Annotated in this window: 15 protein-coding genes; 10 read left to right on the forward strand and 5 right to left on the reverse strand. The window is 72.4% G+C overall.

The window, feature by feature from the left end; translation table 11 throughout:
• Position 1 precedes the first annotated feature (1 nt).
• Both H4W31_RS10745 and H4W31_RS10750 read right to left on the reverse strand, forming a co-directional pair.
• On the reverse strand, positions 2-364 hold the full coding sequence (locus H4W31_RS10745) for a hypothetical protein (RefSeq protein ID WP_192766523.1): 363 nt from the start codon (positions 362-364) through the stop codon (positions 2-4).
• Positions 365-380: 16 nt separating this feature from the next.
• Positions 381-698 (reverse strand): PIN domain-containing protein, encoded by a 318-nt coding sequence (locus H4W31_RS10750; protein ID WP_192766524.1) that lies wholly within the window; start codon positions 696-698, stop codon positions 381-383.
• A 489-nt stretch (positions 699-1,187) separates the two neighbouring features.
• On the opposite strand from H4W31_RS10750, the gene folP reads away from it, so the two are divergent.
• The 6 genes from folP to H4W31_RS10780 all read left to right on the forward strand — a co-directional run bounded on the left by folP (position 1,188) and on the right by H4W31_RS10780 (position 5,446).
• Positions 1,188-1,997 carry a dihydropteroate synthase gene (gene folP, locus H4W31_RS10755; protein WP_192772000.1) on the forward strand — a complete coding sequence of 270 codons (810 nt, stop codon included), beginning with the start codon at positions 1,188-1,190 and terminating at the stop codon, positions 1,995-1,997.
• Complete coding sequence (gene folB / locus H4W31_RS10760) at positions 1,994-2,389, forward strand: dihydroneopterin aldolase (RefSeq protein ID WP_192766525.1); 396 nt, start codon at positions 1,994-1,996, stop codon at positions 2,387-2,389. The genes folP and folB overlap by 4 nt, the downstream gene beginning before the upstream one ends.
• Positions 2,390-2,391: 2 nt before the next feature.
• A complete protein-coding gene (gene folK / locus H4W31_RS10765; RefSeq protein ID WP_192771999.1) occupies positions 2,392-2,916 on the forward strand; it encodes a 2-amino-4-hydroxy-6-hydroxymethyldihydropteridine diphosphokinase in 525 nt (174 codons plus the stop codon).
• A 72-nt stretch (positions 2,917-2,988) separates the two neighbouring features.
• On the forward strand, positions 2,989-3,468 hold the full coding sequence (locus H4W31_RS10770; RefSeq protein ID WP_192772001.1) for a DUF3180 domain-containing protein: 480 nt from the start codon (positions 2,989-2,991) through the stop codon (positions 3,466-3,468).
• 364 nt (positions 3,469-3,832) lie between these two features.
• Positions 3,833-5,047 carry an ABC transporter permease gene (locus tag H4W31_RS10775; RefSeq protein WP_404825703.1) on the forward strand — a complete coding sequence of 405 codons (1,215 nt, stop codon included), beginning with the start codon at positions 3,833-3,835 and terminating at the stop codon, positions 5,045-5,047.
• Between the two features lie 90 nt (positions 5,048-5,137).
• Positions 5,138-5,446 (forward strand): hypothetical protein, encoded by a 309-nt coding sequence (locus tag H4W31_RS10780; protein WP_192766527.1) that lies wholly within the window; start codon positions 5,138-5,140, stop codon positions 5,444-5,446.
• A 67-nt stretch (positions 5,447-5,513) separates the two neighbouring features.
• On the opposite strand, the gene H4W31_RS10785 is transcribed toward H4W31_RS10780, so the two are convergent.
• A complete protein-coding gene (locus H4W31_RS10785) occupies positions 5,514-7,904 on the reverse strand; it encodes an IPT/TIG domain-containing protein (RefSeq protein WP_192766528.1) in 2,391 nt (796 codons plus the stop codon).
• Positions 7,905-8,120: 216 nt separating this feature from the next.
• Positions 8,121-9,152: an ABC transporter ATP-binding protein gene (locus H4W31_RS10790; RefSeq protein ID WP_192766529.1), complete on the reverse strand. Its 1,032-nt coding sequence runs from the start codon at positions 9,150-9,152 to the stop codon at positions 8,121-8,123.
• A gap of 2 nt (positions 9,153-9,154) precedes the next feature.
• Between H4W31_RS10790 and H4W31_RS10795 the strand changes: the two genes are divergently transcribed.
• The 4 genes from H4W31_RS10795 to H4W31_RS10810 all read left to right on the forward strand — a co-directional run bounded on the left by H4W31_RS10795 (position 9,155) and on the right by H4W31_RS10810 (position 14,538).
• The gene (locus tag H4W31_RS10795; RefSeq protein ID WP_192766530.1) at positions 9,155-9,847 is read left to right on the forward strand and encodes an ABC transporter permease; all 693 of its coding nucleotides are present in this window, start codon (positions 9,155-9,157) and stop codon (positions 9,845-9,847) included.
• Complete coding sequence (locus tag H4W31_RS10800; protein ID WP_192766531.1) at positions 9,844-10,578, forward strand: ABC transporter permease; 735 nt, start codon at positions 9,844-9,846, stop codon at positions 10,576-10,578. Before H4W31_RS10795 ends, H4W31_RS10800 begins: the two co-directional genes overlap by 4 nt.
• Positions 10,579-10,888: 310 nt before the next feature.
• Complete coding sequence (locus tag H4W31_RS10805; RefSeq protein ID WP_192766532.1) at positions 10,889-11,902, forward strand: glycine betaine ABC transporter substrate-binding protein; 1,014 nt, start codon at positions 10,889-10,891, stop codon at positions 11,900-11,902.
• 155 nt (positions 11,903-12,057) lie between these two features.
• On the forward strand, positions 12,058-14,538 hold the full coding sequence (locus H4W31_RS10810) for a hypothetical protein (RefSeq protein WP_192766533.1): 2,481 nt from the start codon (positions 12,058-12,060) through the stop codon (positions 14,536-14,538).
• A gap of 47 nt (positions 14,539-14,585) precedes the next feature.
• On the opposite strand, the gene H4W31_RS10815 is transcribed toward H4W31_RS10810, so the two are convergent.
• Positions 14,586-15,749: an NADH-quinone oxidoreductase subunit D gene (locus H4W31_RS10815; RefSeq protein WP_192766534.1), complete on the reverse strand. Its 1,164-nt coding sequence runs from the start codon at positions 15,747-15,749 to the stop codon at positions 14,586-14,588.
• Positions 15,750-15,771: the final 22 nt, after the last annotated feature.

Genomic DNA, 15,771 nt, shown 5'->3' on the forward strand with positions numbered 1-15,771 from the left:
GTCATGTCAACCGCTCCCGGATCCGGATGCGGGTCGCGACCAGTCGTGGGTCGCGCTGCTCTGTCGCCGGTTCGCGGGTGCGCCGCCAGTCGGTCAGCGCCGTCCGGATGACCATCCGGGCGGGGCGATCGGGGTCGACGTACCGGAAGATGAATGAGGTGGAGACGATGGCGAGGGCGATCTCCCAGGCGGGGATCAACTCGACGCTGAGCGTGAACAGCCAGTGGATGAACATGTAGAGCAGCACCAGCAACATGAAGAGCCCGTACTGCGTGTAAGGCAGGTGTACGGGCAGGGTGTAGCCGGGCGGCCCCAGGTAGACCAGGCGGGCCCGATAGATGTCGTCGTCGGTGCGCAGCCGCATCTTCGTGCTCCGCGGTCTACTCGAAGATCAGGTTGATCAGGTTCTCGCCAACGAAGAACAGCGTCGCCGCCCCGGCGATGAAGGCCAGGCCGAGCAGCGCGATAGCCGAGCTGGTCAGTACCTTCGAGACCTCGCCCTTGCTGGCCCGGCCGATGAAGATCACGCCGAGTACGGCGAGCAGGATCGGCGCGATGTTGGTGGCGAAGAAGTTGACGACGCCAGAGGTGTCGATATTGCCCTCTGGAGCCGGCTCGGCCAGCGGGATGAGCGAGAGAGTGTGGAGCGCGTGCGTGGCAGCCGGCCATGCCGTCTCCACCAGCTCCATGGCGAACATCGGAATCCTCCCCGGTGCGGTGGCCCGCGCCCCGCACTGCTGTCAAGCCCGGTAAACCAGGCCGGTCGTGGGGTGTTGATCGACCCTGCGTCTTGCAGTCACCGCGTACGGTGATGGTTTGTGGGCGTCTTTGTCCTAATTCGGCCCATCTCTTAAGTTCTGGCATCTGGCTGATGCGAGCGTACGGCGCGTGCCTGTTTCGAACAAGCGGAGTGGAGTGCCACCAATCGACCCCGGAGGGCGGGTTCCGCTCCCGGTGTCCGACAGCCGATCGGCGGTCACGCCGAGCCGTCCCGCCGGTCGGCCGGCCGGGCCGCCGCGGGGCGACCGGCACGGGTGGGTCGGGGACGTCCCGCCCCGGGCGGTCCCGGCCGGACCAGGGCCGGTAGGTAACGTCTAGCCGTGACCGAGTTCGTCCAGGACCCCGCCACGCCCGGCGACGGATCCACGTCAGACGGCGACCTGCTCCGCCAGCGCCCGCCGGTGGTGATGGGCGTCCTCAATGTCACGCCCGACTCCTTCTCCGACGGCGGCCGGTACGCCGACCTCGACGCCGCGGTGCGGCACGGCGTACAGATGCACCGCGACGGCGCACACCTGATCGACGTGGGCGGCGAGTCGACCCGCCCCGGTGCAGACAGGGTGGACGCCGAGACCGAGGCGGCCCGGATCCTGCCGGTCATCCGGGAACTCGCCGCCCGGGGCGTACCGATGAGCGTCGACACGTACCGGGCCGGCGTCGCGGCCGCCGCGCTGGACGCCGGCGCCACGGTCGTCAACGACGTCTCCGGCGGGCTCGCCGATCCGGACATGGCGAAGGTGGTCGCCGAGGCGGGCTGCCCGTGGATCCTGATGCACTGGCGGGGGCATGCCAAGCGGATGCAGGAGCTGGCCCGGTACACCGACGTGGTGGTGGACGTGAAGGCCGAGTTGGCCGAGCGGATCGCCGACGCCCTCGCGGCCGGGGTCGCCGCCGACCGCATCGTGATCGACCCGGGACTCGGGTTCGCCAAGCGGGCCGGGGACAACTGGCAGCTCACCGCCCGCTTTCCGGAACTGCTCGGCCTCGGCTACCCGGTGCTCGTCGCGGCCAGCCGCAAGTCGTACCTCGGTGTGCTGCTCGCCGGGCCGGACGGCACCCCCCGGCCGACCGGGGAGCGGACCGCCGCGACGATCGCCACCAGCGTTCTCGCGGTCGCCTCCGGCGCCTTCGGGGTACGGGTGCACGACGTACGGGAGACCGTGGACGCCCTCGCGGTGTGGGTGGCCAGTGGGCGGCCCCGGCTGGTGACCGGATGACCGGCACCGGTGGCGCCCCGACGCCCGGCCCGCCCGGCGACCGGATCGTCCTGACCGGGCTGCGGGCGCGCGGCCGGCACGGCGTCTACGACTTCGAGCGGGAGCAGGGGCAGGACTTCGTGGTCGACGTGGTCCTGGAGCTGGATCTCCGGCCGGCGGCCCGCTCCGACGACGTCACCGACACCGTCCACTACGGCGAACTCGCCGGCCGGTTGGTCGACATCGTGACCGGCGAGCCGGTGAACCTGATCGAGACGCTGGCGGATCGACTGGCCGTCGCGTGCCTGGCCGACCCACGGGTGGCGGCGGCCTCGGTCACCGTGCACAAGCCACAGGCGCCGATCCCGCACGACTTCGCCGACGTGGCGGTCACGCTGACCCGGCGGCGGTGACGGTGACCCAGGCCGTGCTCTCGCTGGGCAGCAATCTCGGCGACCGGTTCGCGCACCTGCGGACGGCGGTGTCGGAGCTGCGGGACGTACTCCTGGTGGTGTCCGGGGTCTACGAGACGCCGCCGTGGGGCGACCTGGACCAGCCGGCGTACCTCAACGCGGTGGTCCTGGTCCGGGGGGACGGTGTCGCCCCGGGCGACTGGCTCGACCGGGCCCGGGCCGCCGAGGCCGGCGCCGGTCGGGTCCGGGATCCGACGCGACGGTTCGGCCCGCGCAGTCTCGACGTCGACGTCGTCGCGGTGTGGACCGACGACGGCGAGCCGGTGGTCAGCGACGATCCCGAACTGACCCTGCCGCACCCCCGGGCCCATCTGCGGGCGTTCGTGCTGCGGCCGTGGATCGACATCCAGCCGTACGGGCGGCTGCCCGGCCACGGCTGGCTGACCGACCTGATGTCGACCGAACCGGTCGCCAGCGACGTACTGGAGCTGCGCCCCCAACCGGATCTGCGGTTAGAGTCGGACTGACCGACGAGGCGAGGAGGGGTCGTGACCGAGCGGAGGCCTCCGACGCGTGGGCCCGCACCCGAGCAGGGACGGATGGGCCCGACCAGGCCCGCGACCCTGGTGGTGGCCGGGTTGGCCGCGGCGGCCGTGGCCTGGCTGCTGGTCAGCAGCTTCTACAGCCGGATACCGCCCCTGCCATGGTTACCCATCGTGACGCTGTTGGGGCTCGCGGTGTTGGAAGGCTACGCGGCGGCGAACACCCGGGCCCGAATCGCGCGCAAACCGGGCCGGGATCCGGTCGACCCGCTCGCGGTCGCCCGGTTCGTCGTACTGGCCAAGGCGTCGGCACTGGCCGGTGCCATCTTCGCCGGCTTCTACGCGGGACTGGACGCCTGGCTGCTCATCGAGCGGACCAGGGCCGCCGCGAACGACGTACCGGCGGCCAGTGCCGGCCTCGCCGCCTCGCTCGCGCTGGTCGGCGCGGCGCTCTGGCTGGAGCGGTCCTGCCGGGTGCCGGACCGCCCGGACCAAGACCCGGACGAGGACGACCGGCGTCGCCCCGACGATCTCTGAGGGGTCCGTCGAGCTCGCATCGACCAACACCGGGGGTGACGGCCGGGCGTAGACGCGGGTACGGTGCCTCCGACCGGGCCAGATCCAGCCGCCTCGCCGGATCGGCCCTTCCGTTCGACCGCTCCGGTCCCGGAGGCCGCCCCGGGTCCGGGCCTGCTCCGCGGGACGACATCAGGAGGCGCGCGAGATGGCGTACGACGATTCGATCTATCGGCGACGCGAGACCGGCAGCATGGATCCGGCCGGTGCCGGTGGGCGGGAGGATCCCCGGTACGGCGCTGCCGACCCCGGGTACGGCACTGCCGACCCCGGGTACGACGACACCGACTCGCGTGCCTCGTCCGGCCACGTCATGGGCCGGTTCATGGATGGCCAGCCGGCCGAGCCGGCCGGGCGCTTCGAGCCGGACGAGCCGGTACGCCGACGGACCGTCCCGCCGGCCGCGCTGGAGAACGTGTTCGACGATCCGGCCCACGGCGAGCCCGGGCGGGACCGGATTGTCGTGCACCTGCTCTGGGAACTGGTGCTGCTGGTCGCGGTGGCGGCACTGGCCTTCCTGTGCAATCGGGACTATCCCGACCTGGTCCGGGGTGCGCGACTGGAGAGCCTGCTGGTCTTCGGTGCGGCGATCGGGCTGCTCACCCTCGCCGCCGCACTGACCCTGCGGTCTGGCGCGCCCAACCTCGCTCTGGGGCCGGTCGCCGTCGCCGCCGCGCTGCACTTCGCGGAGAACTCCGATCGCGGAGTGGTCGCGGCGATGCTGCCGGCGACCGTGGCGGCCGTGGTGCTCGGGCTGGTGGTGTCCCTGCTGGTGGCGGGATTCCACGTGCCGGCCTGGGCGGCGACCCTCGCCGCCGGGCTGGCGGCCATCGTCTTCATCGAGCAGCGGACCGCCCCCGTCGACGTGCAGGGCGACTACGACCCGACCCAGCACGCGATCTACCTCTTCGGCGGGTTCGCCGCGGTCGCCGTGCTGGCCGGCCTGTTCGGCACCCTCAAGACCGTACGCCGCACCGTCGGGCGGTTCCGGCCGGTCGGCGATCCGGCGCTGCGCCGGGGCACCGCGGCCGGTGTCATCGTCACGCTCAGCACGGTGATCTCGATGGTCTTCGCGGTGGTGGCCGGAATGCTGCTCGCCGCCGGCTCCAGCGGGCCGGTGGCGCCGACGACCGGTATCGAGTGGACCGGTCTGGCCATGGGTGCCGCGCTGATCGGTGGCGCCAGCGCCTTCGGCCGACGGGGCGGGATCGCCGGCGGACTCCTCGCGACCGTCGCCCTCACCCTGTTCATCCAGTACGCCGACGAACGCAACCTCGACATCGCGCTGAGCGCCGTCGCCGCCGTCGTGGTGGCGGTCGGCCTGCTGGTGACCCGCCTCGTCGAGACGTACGGCCGGCCCCGGCCGGTGGTCGGCCGAACCGAGGAGTGGGAGGAGGAGCCGGCCCCGGCGAGTACGACGAGTTGGGAGGCGGCCCGGACCCAGCCACCGGAGCCGTGGACCTCCTCGCTGCCGAACCAGCCGACCGACAACCGGGCCGACCGGTGGGGCGGCGACCGGTGGGGCGGCTCGGACCGCTGACGTTCCGGCCGGCCAGCGGTGGGGTGGCTCGGATCGCCGACCTTCCGGCCGGGCGAAGCCGTGGCGTTTCGGGCCGTTAGGCTCGGCGTTATGACCGAATCTGGTGCCGAGTCGCGTACCACCCCCACCTTTGCCGAGCTGGACGCGTTGTCCACCGAGGAGTTGCGTGAGCGGGCGTTCACCCTGGCTCGGGAGCGCCGCGACATCGGCTTCTTCTGGTCCGTCATCCGGCACCTGCCGAACGCCGACGAGGCGGCGGCGCTGGACGGCTCGCCCAACTCCGCCGGCCCGACCGTGGACGAGGCGGTCGCGCTCTGGCGCGAGTTCACCGGGCACGGGTACGAGGAGACCGCGCCGCTGCTCCGGGCCGCCTTCATCGACTACCTGCAGAAGCACTGAGCGGGCCCCAAGGATCATCGTTCCCTGAGGCCCGCGCTGTGCCTTCCGGCGTGTTTGTGCCGGTGTCTCAGCCGAGGACGTGGTTTCCGCGACGGCGGCGGCCAAGTAGCAGCAGGACGACTCCGATGACGACCGCACCGGAGCTGTACCTGACCAGTGTGATGGTGGAGCTACCGGTGACCGGGAGGTTCTGGCCGACGTACCGGAAGGTGACCGCGTTGGAGACGCCGTTCGGCGTGCTGACGCTGATCGTGGTGTCGCCGGCCGGGCAGGGCGGGGTACGGAAGGTCAACGACGTGCCGTCCTGATTCACCGTGATCCGGCTGGCCGGGATGGTCTGCCCGCAGATGGTGACCGTGGTCTGGCCCGGTACGAACCCGCCGCCGTCGATGGTCACGGTCGTGCCGCCCGTCCTGGCGCCCCGGGATGGGTCGACCGACTCGATGGCCGGCGCCACGGCAAGGTATCGGAAGCCGTTCGCCTCGACCGCGTCAGCGCCGGGGACCTGCACCCGTACGTCCGCCGGGCCGGCCAGCCCGGGTGGAGTGACCACGGTGAGCGAGGTACCGCTCGGGTCGACCACCAGGTTGGTCCCGGGGTTGCCGTCGAAGGTCACCCCGGTCGCCCCGGTGAAGCCCGTGCCGGTGATGGTGACGGTGGTGCCGCCGGCGGCGGGTCCGGAGGTCGGGGTCAGCCCGGTGACGACCGCACCGCTGCCGTCCGGCAGGTAGGTGTAGTCCAGCGGCGGCGCGGATCCGCCGGGCGTGGTGACCACCACCAGGGCCGGCCCGACCGGGTTCGCCGGGGTGACGGCGGTCAGCGAGGTGCCGCCGGGAGCCACGACGACGTTCGTCGCCGGTACGCCGTCGAAGCTGACGGTGCTGCCGGGTACGAAGCCGGTGCCGGTGATCGTGACCGTCTGCCCGCCCGACTGCGGGCCCGAGTCCGGTGAGATCGCCGACGCCGTCGGCGGCGCGGCCAGATAGGTGAAGCCGTTGGGGGCGACCGCGTCCGCTCCGGGGATCAGCACGGTCACGTCGACCGGTCCGGGCGCTCCGGGCGGGGTGAACACGGTCAGCGAGGTGCCGCTCGGGTCGACCACCAGGTTGGTGCCGGGGGTGTCACCGAAGTTGACCCCGGTCGCTCCGGTGAATCCGGTACCGGTGATCGTCACGCTGGTGCCGCCGGTGCTCGGACCCTCGTCCGGGACGATCGAGGTGATCGTCGGCGCGACGTAGGTGAACGGTGGTGCCGTCACCCGGCCCGCGGGGAAGACGACCTCCACCAGGGCCGGACCGGCGGGGTTCGGCGGGGTCACCACGGTGATCGCCGTACCGGCCGGGTTGATGGTGAAGTCGGTGGAGGGCAGCCCGTCGAAGTCCACGGCGACCGCTCCGGTCAGGCCGGTGCCGGTGATGGTGACGGTGGTGCCACCACCGGTGGGGCCGGTGGGCGGAGTCAGGCCGGTGATGTTGGCGCCGCTGCCGTCGGCCAGGTAGGTGTAGTCCAGCGGCGCCGCGGATCCGGCGGGGGTGGTGACGACGACGGCGGCCGGTCCGACCGGGTTCGCCGGGGTAACGGCGGTCAGCGAGGTTCCGCCGGTCGCGACGGTGACCCCGGTCGCGGGTACGCCGTCGAAGGTGACCGTGGTGCTGCCGGCCACGAAGCCGGTGCCGGTGATGGTGACGGTCTGGCCGCCCGACTGTGGGCCGGAGTCCGGTGCGATCGTCGACGTCGTCGGCGGGACCGGGGCCGGCGGGCGTTCACAGCTCGCCTGCGCCACGATCACGGTGCCGACCGGGATCGTCACCAGTTGCCCGTTGACGATGCCGGTCAGGGCGAACGTGGCCAGTACGGCGGTCGCCGCGGCACCGGCGGCGGTGGTCGTCTCGGTCCGGGTCAGCGAGGCGTTCAGGGTGGCGCCGATCATCCCCGCCACGGTGACGACCGCGCTGCCGGTGACGCTCGGGCCGTTCACGATCAGCGTGACGGTCGTACCGAACAGCGACAGGCCGGTGATGGTGGTGTCGGCGGTCTGTGCTCCGACGAGCGGGCAGGTGGCGGTGGCGGTGATCTCGGCTCCGTCGAGTACGTCGACGCCCAGCACCGCCAGGTTGAGCCCGTTGACGCTGGAGAACGCGGACGAGGCGGTTGCGCCCCGGGTGGCGGTGACCTGTTCGACCGTGCCGCTCGCGGTTACCCCGAGGGCGCCGGGCAGGGCGATGGGTATCAGGGTGGAGGTGTCGGTGCCGCCGCCGGCCGGCGCTGTCGCGCTGCCGATGGTGGCGTCGGCGCTGATCACCATGTTGCCGAGGACCTCTGCGGACAGGTCGACCACCACGCCCCGGGCGTTGGCGCTGCCCGGTTGTGCCACGGCCGGCGTCGGCGGGCCGACCACGACGGCACCTACGACCAGTACCGCCGCAAGGATGGACAGGCTCTTCCGAATGGATCCCACGGTTCCCCCGCTTCGCACGTCAGCTGACCGGACGGGCCGGGAGTTCGCCTCCGGGACTGTCCTCCGGCTGAACGATGGAATATCGGGGCAAGTTACGCGAATCGCCACGGAAGGTACTTACAGGGTTACTTGGAGCGACGTCGGGCGCGATGGTGGTGCCGGCGGGCCGGGGCCCGGCTGGCGACGGCGCTGGAGGAGCCGGACCGGTAGGTGGGACTATCCGCCGATCGGGTCGGCCGGATAGTCGATGCTGAGGATCCGGTGCCGGCTCAACAGGCCGACCGGCTCGCCGTCCTCCGTCGTCACCCGGGCGTCGTCGGAGTTGGTGGTGAGCAGCACCGCCAGCGCGTCGTAGAGCGACGAGCCGATCGGCACGGTCGGCAGCCCTGCGGGGACGTTCCCGTCGGGCGGCAGCGGTTGCAGCAGATCCGGTGTGATCGGGGTGACCGCGAGCCGCCGGATCGCCCGGTCCGTGCCGACGAACTCCCGGACGAACGCGGAGGCCGGCTCGCCGAGCAGGGTGGCGGGGCTGGCGTACTGCTCCAGCTTGCCGCCCTGGGAGAGTACGACGATCCGGTCGCCGAGCCGGACCGCCTCGTCGAGGTCGTGGGTGACCAGCACGATCGTCTTGCGTACCTCCGCCTGCAACCGCAGGAACTCCTCCTGGAGCCGCCCACGGGCGATCGGGTCGACCGCGGAGAACGGCTCGTCCATCAGCAGTACGACCGGATCGGCCGCCAGCGCCCGGGCCACCCCGACCCGCTGCCGCTGGCCGCCGGAGAGCTCGTGCGGATAGCGCGGGCCGAAGGTGGCCGGGTCGAGACCGACCAGCTCGAGCAGTTCCGCGGCGCGGGTCTGGATCCGGGCCCGGGACCAGCCGAGCAGCCGAGGCACGGTGCCGACGTTCGCCGAGATGGTCTGGTGGGGGAAGAGGCCGACATTCTGGATCACGTAGCCGATCCGCCGCCGGAGCTGGACCGGATCGGTCCGGGTGACGTCCTCGTCGCCGAGCAGGATCCGCCCGGAGGTCGGCTCGATCAGCCGGTTGATCATGCGAAGTACGGTCGACTTGCCGCAGCCGGACGGGCCGATCAGCACGACCAGCTCGCCGGCCTTGACCTCCAGGCTCAGGTCGCCGACCGCGACAGTGCCGTCGGGATACTGCTTGCGTACCTGGTCGAGGGTGATCGCGGCGGCACTCACGGCACCGGCCGGCCCGGCGGAGTCGCGCTCCGGGGTAACGTCCACGTATGTCCTTCCGCGTGATCGACCGGGCTGACCCGGGTAATCCGTGGTTCTCCTGGGATTATGTGCAGAGCAATTCGGAGACGATCCTCGCCGCGCTGCGGGAGCACACCTGGCTGACCGCCCAGGCCGTGCTGATCGCCGCCCTGGTCGCGATCCCGCTCGCCGTGCTGGCGTACTGGTTCCGGCCCCTCACCGGGCCGATTCTCGCACTCTCCGGCGCCCTCTACACGATCCCGTCGCTGGCACTGTTCGCCTTCGCGGCTCCGTACCTCGGCACCGGCACCGCGACCGTGCTCCTCGGTCTGGTCCTCTACGCCCTGCTGCTGATCATCAGGAACTCGCTCGCCGGGCTGAACCAGGTGCCGGCAGAGGTCCGGGACGCGGCCCAGGGGATGGGGTACGGCAGGTTCGCCCGGCTGATCCGGATCGACCTGCCGCTGGCGCTGCCCGGCATCTTCACCGGCCTGCGCCTGGCCACCGTCTCCACGGTGGCGCTGGTGACCGTCGGCGTGCTGGTCGGGCACGGCGGCCTCGGTCAGCTCATCCTCGGCGGATTCCGCAACAACTTCTTCAAGGCCGAGATCATGACCGGGACCATTCTCTGCGTGGTGCTGGCCCTGATCCTGGACCTGATCCTGGCCGGTCTGGGGCGACTGCTCACCCCGTGGGCCCGACGTCGGGGAGCCGCCGGATGAACCCGATCGACCAGGCCGTGACCTGGATCAACGATCCGCTGAACTGGACCAACCCCGGCGGCATCCTCGACCGGCTGGTCGAGCACCTCGGCATCTCCGCGGCGGCGGTCGCGCTCGGCTGCCTGGTCGCCTGGCCGCTCGGGCTCTGGCTCGGGCACAGCGGCCGGGGCGGCGGCGCCGTCGTGCTGGTCTCGAACATCACGCTGGCCATTCCGACCATCGCCCTGCTGACCATCCTGCCGCTCACCGCGCTCGGTTTCGGCAAGCCTCCGGTGATCATCGCGTTGGCGGTCTTCGCGGTGCCACCGCTGCTCGCCAACGCGTACACGGGGATCCGGCAGGTCGATCCGGAGGTGCGGGACGCCGCGCGTGGGATGGGGCTCTCCGGCGGGCAGTTGCTGCGCCGGGTGGAACTGCCGCTCGCGGTGCCGTACCTCGCCGCCGGGTTCCGTACCGCCGCGGTGCAGGTGGTGGCCACCGCCGCGCTCGCCTCGTTCGTGAACGGCGGCGGCCTCGGGCAGATCATCAGCGCCGGTTTCGGGTTGGGCATCTCGGTCGGCGGCGGTCAGATCCTGGCCGGCGGGCTGCTCGTCGCGCTGCTCGCCCTGGTGATCGAGCTGATCTTCGCCGGAGTGGAGCGGATCGTGACCCCCCGTCCGCTGCGCCGGACCCGGCGCCGCGTCGCCCGGCAGGCCGACCAGCGGGCCGCGGCGGCGATCACCGGCTCCTGACCGGTGGGGCGCGGCGGCGCCCGTCGGCTCCCGACCAGCGGGTTGCGGCGGCGCCCATCGGCTCCCGATCGGCGGGTTGCGGCGGCGCCCATCGGCTCCCGATCGGCGGGTCGAGTCACCCGGAGTAGGCGGGCGTGCGCGCCTCGTACCTTTTTGCGTGACGATACGGTGACGAAGGTCGCCTCAGATTGTCCCGCCGGGCGAGAGGATGTTTCGTGGGAGGTCGCGGGCGACCATCACGGTTCGTCGCCCGTCGGACACGCGGCCGGCCCAGCGGGGTCGCGCCGGGACACAGGAGGCGGGCGTTTTGATGCGCACACGTACACGTCTGGCAATCGGCGCCACCGGCGCCCTCGTCGCGGCCGGTTTTCTGGCCGGCTGCGGCGGCGCCGGCTCGTCCGGTACCGAGGCTCCGGCGACCGGCGCCCAGGGCGCCGGCTGCGCGCCGGTGGCCGGGTCGAGGCTGGTCGTGCTCGAGGACGACAAGAAGCTCCAGAACACCGACAACATCATTCCGGCGATCAACAGCAAGGCGGCCCAGCCCCAGTTGGTCGCCGCGCTCGACAAGGTCTCGGACAGCCTCGACACCACCAAGCTGATCGGCCTGAACAAGGCCGTCGACGTGGACCGGAAGACGCCGAAGGTGGCCGCCGAGGAGTTTGCCTCGGCAAACAACCTGACCGCCGGAATTCCCACCGGCGGCACCGGCTCGATCACCGTCGGCGCCGCGAACTTCAGCGAGAACCAGACCCTCGGCGAGCTGTACCGGATCGCCCTCACCGCGGCCGGCTACCAGGTCAAGGTCCAGCAGATCGGCAACCGTGAGCTGTACGAGCCGGCGCTGGAGAAGGGCGAGATCCAGGTCGTTCCGGAGTACGCCGCGACGATGGCGGACTTCCTGAACGACAAGGTCAACAAGTCGGGCACCGCGACCCCACCCCCGATCTCCTCCCCCGACCTCAACCAGACGGTGACCGGGCTGAAGGCCGCTGGCGAGAAGGTGGGCATCAGCTTCGGCAAGCCATCCGCCGCCCAGGACCAGAACGCGTTCGCGGTAACCAAGGAGTTCGCCGACCAGCACGCCGTGCGTACGCTCAGCGAGCTGGCCGCGAAGTGCTCCGGCACGGCGACCGTGCTCGGCGGCCCGCCGGAGTGCCCGCAGCGGCCCAAGTGCCAGGCCGGGTTGATCCAGGTCTACAACCTCAACGTGGGTCGGTTCAGCTCGCTCGACGCCGGTGGCCCGCAGACGAAATCGGCCCTGACCTCGGGCGCGATCAGTGTCGGACTGGTGTTCTCCTCGGACGGCGCGCTCGCCGCGGGCTGACCCCCTCCCGGTCGACCAGCGGAACCGGTCCGGTTCCGGGGGGCGGACGATCACCGGACATCGCGGCCGGCGTCACCATGGGTGGCGCCGGCCGCGCTCGGATCGACCACGCCGGCATTTCGGTGACCGACAAACTGTGGGTAGGCTCGACTGCCATGTCAGCTCGCGAGGCCCCCGAGGAGTCACGCCGCAAGCCACTGCTGACCGTGCTCTTCTGGGTCGGCGTCGGATTGGCTCCGCTGGCTGCCCTGTTACTCCTGCTGGGACAGGGGAACGGGCCGCTGCGGATCGCCGCCGTGCTCGCCGTACTGGCGGTGGTGCTCATCGGACTGTCGATCACACTGCGTGGCAATTCCGATGGCGCCGGGCTGGATCTGGAGGAGACCCTCCTCGAGGAACTCGACGATCTGCGCGGCGAACTCCGTACCGATATCGCGACGGCGGCTCGGGCCACGCACAAGGCCTTCGGCGAGAAGCTGGAGGTGGTGCAGGGCAACGTCGAGGCGCTGCGTGGCCAGCTCGATGCCGTACGGGCCAGCGTCGACGCCCCGCGCGCCGCGGCTGCCGTACCGACGGCGACCGCCGCCGGTTCGGTGGTGGCCGGCGCGGCGGTCGGCGGCGCTGCCGTTGCCGCCGTCACCCCGGCCGGCGCGGGCCAGCACGAATCCCCTGGACAGACTGGCCGGACGCCGAAGGAGGCGCCCTCGGCCGGCTGGAGTCCGGCTGGCGCGGCACCCGCCGGCCCGGTCCGGGGTGAGGCCGGGTCACGGTCACGCGACGACGGCTCCCGGGGCGACGGCTCCCGGAGCGACGGATCGCGGAGCGAGCGATCCCGGGGTGAGCGATCCCGGAGCGAGGGAGCGCGGGGCGAGGGAGCGCGGGGCGACGGACCACGGGGCGACGGACCACGGGGCGACGGATTACGGGGCGACGGATTACGGGGCGACGGATTACGGGGCGACGGATTACGGGGCGACGGATTACGGGGCGACGGATTACGGGGCGAGGCAGCACGGGGCGACGGGCCACGGCGGGCCGCCGGCCCCGGGCCGTCCCGGGGGGCCGAGCACGGCGGTCCCGGCCACTACCAGGCAGCGCCCGCTCCGGGCTACGACGACCGGGGCGGCTATCCCGACGACGACCGGGCCGGCCCTGGCCGGAGCTACGGGCGACCCGACGTCGACCCGGACGGGCCACCCGGGCAGTACGGCCGTCCCGGGGGACAGCCGTGGGGCGCGGGCGGACGTCCCCAGCACGGTGCGCCGAACATGCCATCCGGGCCGCATCTGGGCGCCGGCGTGGTCCGGCACACCGAGACCGTCCAGGTCACCACCCGCCAGACCATCGTCGGGGCGCACAGCGACGACCCACGCTCCGGCAGCGGTTACGGCACCGGCGGTTACGGCGGCGCCGGCCAGGGCGGCACCTACGGCGGCGGTAGCTACAGCGGCGGCGTCTACGGTGGCGGCGGTGGTCGGGACGGCGGCTACGGCGACGGCGGGTACCACGGCGGTGGCCGGGACGGCGACTACGGCGATGCCGGCGGCGGAGGCGGCACCTACGGCGGTGGCCGGGACGACGACACCGGCCGGGGTGCCGGCACCTACGGCGGCGGTGCCCGGACCGGTGGCACCTACGGCGGCGGCGCCGGCCCGGACGGCAACACCTACGGCGGCGGCGCCCGGACCGGTGGAACCTACGGCGGTGGCGAGCCGGACGGTGGAACCTACGGCGGCGGCGAGCGGGCCGGCGGTACGTACGGCGGCGGTGGGGGCGGCGGCGGCACGTACGGCGGCGGCGGTGGGGGCGGCGGCGGCACGTACGGCGGCGGCGGTGGGGGCGGCGGCGGTACGTACGGCAGCGGTGGCGGGCGGGATCGTGACGATGGCGCCGAGGACCGGAGCGACCGGGGCCGGCGTGCTGCCCGGGGTCGACGGTCGGACGAGCCCGTCGACGGTCCGGGAGACGACCGTCGGGGCGACGGCGGCGGCTGGCGGGGCCGGTCGGAGGACCCGGATCCGGGGGAGGTGACCGGCGACCCGGCCGACGACTCGTACTGGGCCGAGTTGCGGGCCGGTGACCGGTGGACGTCGGTACGCAACGACGAGCGGGGCCAGGAAGTCCGGATGGGCGAGCGGCGGGCGTCGATGCGGGCCGACGAGAGCGGTACGGAGCTCCGGGTCGAGGACCGGTGGGCGGCGATCCGCCGGGAGGAGCCGAGGCCGGACGACGACCGCCGGTCCGACCGGCGCTGGCCGGAGCCTCGCGAGGACGAGCAACGCTGGTCGGAGTCCCGGGACGACGATCGTCGACGGGGTGGTCAGCCGGAGTCGGCGGACTGGGCCGAGACCGACGACGTCCGGCGCCCGGAGCGGCGGGGCGGGGGTCGTGGCCTCGATCCGGGGGAGAGCCAGGGCTGGGAGCGGCACAGCGGTACGCCGGCACTGCCCGTCGGCGGCGTGGACCAGGCAGCGGTGTGGGGTCCTCCCGCCCAGGAACCGGAGCCCGAGCCGGCCCGCCGGAGTCGACGGCAGCGGGAGGACGAGGAGTACGGCTACCCGCCGTTGGACGAGGTGCCCCGGGCCGGTGGCACCCGGCGGTCCGAGTACGGCTACCCCGAGGACAACTGGCGCTGAGCCGGCCGGCACCGTGGCCGACCGCGCCGGCCACTTGTCGATGCCGGTTACTTGTCGATGTCGCCGACCACGAAGAACATCGAGCCGAGGACCGCGATCAGATCCGGCACCAGGCAGCCGGGCAGGAGCGTGGCCAGCGCCTGCACGTTGGCGTACGACGCCGTGCGCAGCTTCATCCGCCACGGGGTCTTCTCGCCCCGGGACACCAGGTAGTAGCCGTTGATGCCGAGCGGGTTCTCGGTCCAGGCGTAGGTGTGCCCCTCCGGCGCCTTCACCACCTTCGGCAGCCGGACGTTCACCGGTCCACTGATCAGGTCGACCTGTTCGAGGCAGCGCTCGGCGAGGTCGAGGGAGACGTACGCCTGGTCGAGCAGGATCTCGAAGCGGGCGTGGCAGTCGCCGGCGGTACGGGTGACCACGGGAACGTCCAGCGACCCGTACGCCAGGTACGGCTCGTCACGGCGCAGGTCGAAGTCGAGCCCGGAGGCCCGGGCGACCGGTCCGGAGGCGCCGAAGGCGGCGGCCTCGGCGGCGGAGAGCACCCCGACGCCGACCGTACGGGCGAGGAAGATCTCGTTGCGCCGGATCAGGTTGTCCAGGTCCGGCAGGCGTCGCCGGACCTCGCCGATCGCCTCCCTGGCCCGCCGGGTCCAGCCGATCGGCACCTCCTCCTTGAGCCCGCCGACCCGGTTGAACATGTAGTGCATCCGGCCGCCGGAGACCTCCTCCATGACCGTCTGCAACGTCTCGCGTTCCCGGAAGGCGTAGAAGACCGGGGTGATGGCGCCGATCTCCAGCGGATAGGAGCCGAGGAACATCAGGTGATTGAGCACCCGGTTGAGTTCGGCGAGCGCGGTGCGCAGCCAGACCGCCCGCTCGGGTACCTCCATCCCCATCAGCCGTTCGACCGCGAGGACCACGCCCAGTTCGTTGGAGAAGGCGGAGAGCCAGTCGTGCCGGTTCGCCAGCACGATGATCTGCCGGTAGTCGCGTACCTCGAAGAGCTTCTCCGCGCCCCGGTGCATGTAGCCGACGATCGGCTCGCAGGAGATCACCCGCTCGCCGTCGAGGACCAGCTTGAGCCGGAGTACGCCATGGGTCGACGGGTGCTGCGGTCCGATGTTCAGCACCATGTCGGCGGTGTCGAGGCCCGCCCCGGTGCCGACGGTCAGCTCCCGCAGCGTGCCGGTGTCGGCAGTCATGACCGACATCGTGCCACGCCGCGGCCGTCGC

Origin of the sequence: Plantactinospora soyae (assembly GCF_014874095.1) — a bacterium.
Classification (GTDB): Bacteria; Actinomycetota; Actinomycetes; order Mycobacteriales; family Micromonosporaceae; genus Plantactinospora; species Plantactinospora soyae.